The 5,191-nt window shown below is 57.2% G+C and carries 3 protein-coding genes and 1 pseudogene; 1 reads left to right on the forward strand and 3 read right to left on the reverse strand.

Annotated features, from left to right (window positions below; all coding sequences use genetic code 11):
• Positions 1-644: 644 nt before the first annotated feature.
• Entirely contained in the window at positions 645-1,115 is a 471-nt protein-coding gene (locus tag XnspCFBP7698_RS21165) for a hypothetical protein (protein ID WP_081422549.1), read from the forward strand.
• Here XnspCFBP7698_RS21165 and XnspCFBP7698_RS21170 read toward each other — a convergent pair.
• The 3 genes and pseudogenes from XnspCFBP7698_RS21170 to XnspCFBP7698_RS21180 all read right to left on the reverse strand — a co-directional run.
• Positions 1,054-2,604 carry an MASE1 domain-containing protein gene (locus XnspCFBP7698_RS21170; RefSeq protein WP_104581791.1) on the reverse strand — a complete coding sequence of 517 codons (1,551 nt, stop codon included), beginning with the start codon at positions 2,602-2,604 and terminating at the stop codon, positions 1,054-1,056. The two genes, XnspCFBP7698_RS21165 and XnspCFBP7698_RS21170, sit on opposite strands and share 62 nt — an antisense overlap.
• 388 nt (positions 2,605-2,992) lie before the next feature.
• Entirely contained in the window at positions 2,993-4,420 is a 1,428-nt protein-coding gene (locus XnspCFBP7698_RS21175; protein WP_199680272.1) for a sugar porter family MFS transporter, read from the reverse strand.
• 87 nt (positions 4,421-4,507) lie between these two features.
• Positions 4,508-5,191, reverse strand: a pseudogene (locus XnspCFBP7698_RS21180) (xylose isomerase); the annotation flags it as partial.

The raw sequence follows: 5,191 nt of genomic DNA on the forward strand, positions 1-5,191 counted from the left end.
TTCATGGAACCTCCTCGGAAAAGGGTACGAGAAAATTCCACTTCTGGCGTCAGCTAACCTGTGGGGGGATTACCGCCTGGCGTCGCTGCATTGAGATCGATTACGCCCAGCCCCTGACCGCAGCCTTCATTGTCCAGCGCCTCACAGCGCTCCAAGACCCTGCCGATCAGCACACCCAGCAATTCCTGCGTCGTTGGGGGCCTGTGCGCCACTAGCAGGTGATTGAGTGGTTTGGGCGTGCGCTGCAGAATTTTGGAGCGAAGCGCTAGGTCGCTGGGGTTATAGCGTTCAAAAACCTCGTCAAGATTCGCACTCCTAGCGAACTGGGCAAGAAGGCAGGTTTAGCATCCGTCGGCTCTCAATTTCCGACGCGAAGACGAACGCGACTTTTAGCTGAGACCAGTGCCAACAGCTGGCCAACTGTCAAATAACTGACTCTGCATATCCTCTAGGGCACTGCAGTCGATATGAGATTGGCAAGAGATAAAGACTGAGTTAGTCCTGCCTAAATATCGAAAGTGCGCGAGACAGAGTCACTGTCAGCAATTTTTGTGTAATCGCCCACACCCGTCCGCTTTATGGACGTAACGTAGGCGGGCCTGAATCGCAGGCAGAATCGCCCCTAGCAGGGGAAGGCGACAATCATGGATATGAAAGCGAATGCACTGAAAGCCGTATGCGTGCTGGCGGGGTTTTTGATCTTGGGTGAAGTGTCAGCGCAAGGCGTATGCTGTCCTAGCGGTGGCGTAGGGGTGCGGGCAACAGGTCTAGGCGACAGTCATCCGAATGCAACGAACCTGACGCTGGATCCCGCTTGGTCAATTTATGAGTTTCAACGCGATGGCGTAACTTATCTGCAGATCAACGATAACGCAGGTACCGTAAGAGCCGTAGTGGCTCGCGTCGACAATGCGCTGTGGGTATTGCCCATGGGGAAGGATGTAGATCGCGTTTCAATACCAACATCCAATTCCATTGGAATCAGCATCACTACTGCTACTGCGAGCAAGGCTACAAGTAACAGGGCACGCATGGTTTATCGAACTGGAAATTTCACTGTGCACGTCGAGCAGCAAGCCAACGAGGAATACTGGAACGTCTCTCCTTCGAAATAACAGCAGACTGCTCCGCGACAAGGAAGGTCAGCACCAACGCATGGCGGCGACGGAACCTGCCGCCATGCGACTTCAATCGGGCACGAAATTCGGCATCCGCTTCAGGCGAATCGCGCCTCACGGACTCTACCAAAGATGTATCAGCGCACACACGTATCGCAACACCTTGCCAGCCACGGCCCCGCCATGCACGGGCTTGGATAAAATGCTTATTTGCATTGGGCAGTAACTCTATTGCACTTAGCGTGCAACGATAGGCAGCCAACTGAAGACCGAGCGAGAGCTGACGGCAATCTCCCTGTAAAAAGTATTCGAACTCTGTAGATTTGAATCGCGCCAATGCTGGCGACCGGAGCGACCGGAACAAACCATGAGTTTCGATCTCCAGTGGATATAGGTTTGCGACATACTCCTGAAGAAGCTGAGACTCAATCACTGCGACCCGGGTAATTTCCATTGCAGCTGCATGATGCCCACGCGCTCGCAAGTCTGCCACAATATCTTTACGCATCCGATTAATTTGGACATTGACATCGGAATACTCTACAACTTGATTCCGCAACATACGCTCTGCAGATAAATAACTATCCCTAACAGTTCGTTGCGCTTCTTCCCTGATATTACGAATTGTATCAAAACGCTTAAAAGGCTTAGTGATGCGTAGACCAAAAACAAAGAGCGCTGTGCTGACGACCACATGTGCCACCTGAACTACAAACAAATTCTCATCATAGAATCCCACTTGATATACTGAAGGGATACTAATAGCAAGCGCAACACTTGCGAGCAAAGTTCCTAGCGCCGCTCCTACCCCACCGTGACGACGGGTCAAAAATACTGCAGGCACTATCAATGCAACCATGAGGGCATTGCGAGAAGGGACAGTATGAACGTAATAACGCATATAGAACAATGCAACTATGGCGACCACAGAAAGACCAAGGTCACGCGGCAAGTCTAGTCGAATCGACTGACTGCGCTTTGGTGACCATAGCATCACAGGAAGCAAGAACATTAAAATACCACAATAACCACCCACCCCATAACGCAGCAGGAAATCCCCCAAATGCGCGGTACTTGGACCGTCCAACACAGCATTGATAATAACGCTCCATAACGAATTACAGAACGCGAGAAAAATGGCAAATGGAATCAATAGCCGAGACTGGCAAATCAATTCACGCGAATATTGCCGGGCGAGCCAAATGATATAAGCAAGCATCGGCGCGTGTAGAAATGGACTCACATAAGCCCATATCAAGTCGTAACCCTGGCGTTGGGAGAGTGGAACGCGAAGCCAGAGCATTGCTGCCGCATCACCGGCCAACAAGAATGGCCACTCACGATACGGCCGGAATAGCAACGTGACGACGCGCAAGCCGACCGGCAGATACCACTGATCAATAGAAAAGAACCAAAGCATCACAAACGTCAGTCCGTAGCACACGCTGATCAGCGTGCCCCTGAGGACTTCCTTTGCTACCGCCATACCACCACTCCTTGGTTCCACGATGCGTCCTAGTCTGGAGGGAACTGCTCAAGGGAGTATAGCGATGGCGCACACATTGCGACAAAGGCGTGCACGTTCCGGCGTTTAGCGTGTGTGTTTAACGACGCGCATTGCACTTTGCTGGTGCATTAGCCCCATACATGGATGAACGCTGAGTTCGGTAGCAAGCGATAGCAACGCTATCCGACGATTCATTGGAAAGCGCGCAATGCTGATGACGAGCCAGGCCTGTTGCGTGGTTCGGCTTGCTGATGGGGCTTATGTAAGCGCACATAGCGTTTGGCTGTAAGAAATCATCCCAACAAAGAAGGCCGCGCATTGCGCGGCCTTCTTTGTTTTCCATGCCGATATCGGCATACAGAGGCGATCAGCCCTCCATTTGTTCCAGTTCCTTGCCCTTGGTCTCGTAGACGTACTTGAGGACGAAGAACACCGAGATGAAGGCAGCCACGGTGTAGATGCCGTAGGCGCCGGCCAAGCCAATGCTGCCGAGCAGGATCGGGAAGCTGACGGTGATGGCGAAGTTGGAGGTCCACTGCGCGGCACCGGCGATCGCCAGGCCCGAGCCGCGGATCTGGTTGGGGAACATCTCGCCCAGCATCACCCACATCACCGGACCCCAGGAGGCGTTGAAGAACACCACGTAGACGTTGGCGGCCACCAGCGCGAGCATGCCCATGGCATCGGACATGGCGAGCTTGCCATTGGCGTCCAGCGAAGCGGTGGCGAACGCGTAGGTCACCAGCGCCAGCGACACGGCCATGCCGGCCGAGCCGATCCACAGCAGCGGCTTGCGGCCGATCTTGTCGACCAGCATCACCGTGACCAGGCAGGCGCCGATGCTGAGGCCGCCGGAGAGCACGTTGATCAGCAGCGCGTCCTGCTCGGAGAAGCCCACTGCCTGCCACAGCACCGCGCCGTAGTAGAACACCACGTTGATGCCGACCAACTGCTGGAACACCGCCAGGCCAATACCGATCCAGACGATCGGGCGGATCTTGCCGGTGGTCTTGTTGATCAGGTCGGAGAACTTGGGCTTGTGCTGGTCGGCCGACATCGAGGCGGAAATCTCGCTCAGCTTGGTCTGCGCGGCGGCATTGCCGTACAGGCGCTTGAGCACTACCAGCGCTTGCTCGCGGCGGCCCTCGACCACCAGGAAGCGCGGGCTTTCGGGGATGACCAGCAGCAGCAACAGGAACAGGATCGAGGGGACCGCCTGCATCCAGAACATCCAGCGCCAGGCGGCCTGCCCGGCCCACAACGGCTCGGTGGAGGCACCGGCGGCGTTGGCCAGCAGGTAATTGCTCAGAAAGGCGCAGAACAGCCCGCTGATGATGGCGATCTGCTGCATCGTCGCCAGCCGGCCGCGATAACGGGCCGAGGCAACCTCGGCGATATACGCCGGTGAAATGACACTCGCCGCGCCGACGGCAAAGCCGCCCATCACGCGCGCAAAGATGAAGAAGCCGGAGCTGTGCGAGGCACCGGCACCGATGGCCGAGAGCAGGAACAGCGCCGCAGAAATGATCAGGACCGCGCGGCGGCCCCAGCGGTCGGCCAGGCGGCCGGCAAAGAAGGCGCCGATGGCGCAACCCAGCAGCATCGAAGCGACCTCGAACCCGGTCTCGGCGGCGCTGGAATTGAAGGTTTGCTTCAGGCCGTCGACAGTGCCGTTGATCACGCCGCTATCGAAACCGAACAAGAATCCGCCGATCGTGGCTACGCAACTGATCAGGACGATAAAACGGGTGTTCTCACCGGCATCGGGGGCGCCGTTTACGGAGACACTGGACATGGGTTCACCTGGAAGCATGCAAAGGAGCGGCCACGGGGGTGGCCGACATCGGCCGGCGACGCGCAGTGCGCCGCCGGCCACGGGACATCAACGCGTCAGATACTGATTGATCAGGTTTTCGTAGGCTTCCTGACGGCCGCTGATCTGCTTGGGCGCATTGCCGGCGGCGTACTTGGCCAGATCCGCCAGCGTGCTGGTGCCGTTGGCAAAGTCGGCACCGGCGCCGCTGTCGAAGCTGGCGTAACGCTCGGCGCGCCAGGTCTCCAGCGGCGAAGACGTCAGCAATGCGTTGGCAACCTCAAGACCACGTGCAAACGCGTCCATGCCACCGATGTGCGCCAGGAACAGGTCCTGCGGATCGGACGATTCGCGACGCACCTTGGCATCGAAATTCAACCCGCCCGGTGCCAGCCCGCCCTGGCGCAGCACCACCAGCATCGCGCCGACGGTGTCGTACAGGTCGGTCGGGAACTGGTCGGTGTCCCAGCCGTTCTGCGGATTGCCACGGTTGGCATCGATGCTGCCGAGCAGGCCGGCATCGCTGGCAACCTGCAGATCATGCTCGAAGCTGTGACCCGAGAGCGTGGCGTGGTTGGCTTCGATATTGAGCTTGAAATCCTGGTCCAGGCCGTGCTGACGCAGGAAGCCGATCACCGTGGCGCTGTCGAAGTCGTACTGGTGCTTCATCGGCTCCATGGGCTTGGGCTCGATCAGGAAGTTGCCGGTGAAGCCGATCGCGCGGCCGTAGTCGCGTGCCAGGGTGAGGAAGCG

This window comes from Xanthomonas sp. CFBP 7698, assembly GCF_003600855.1.
Lineage (GTDB): Bacteria > Pseudomonadota > Gammaproteobacteria > Xanthomonadales > Xanthomonadaceae > Xanthomonas > Xanthomonas cannabis.

Coding starts and splice junctions, on each gene's coding strand:
- XnspCFBP7698_RS21165 (WP_081422549.1), top strand. CDS start 645: ATGGATATGAAAGCGAATGCACTGAAAGCCGTATGCGTGCTGGCGGGG.
- XnspCFBP7698_RS21170 (WP_104581791.1), bottom strand. CDS start 2,604: ATGGCGGTAGCAAAGGAAGTCCTCAGGGGCACGCTGATCAGCGTGTGC.
- XnspCFBP7698_RS21175 (WP_199680272.1), bottom strand. CDS start 4,420: ATGTCCAGTGTCTCCGTAAACGGCGCCCCCGATGCCGGTGAGAACACC.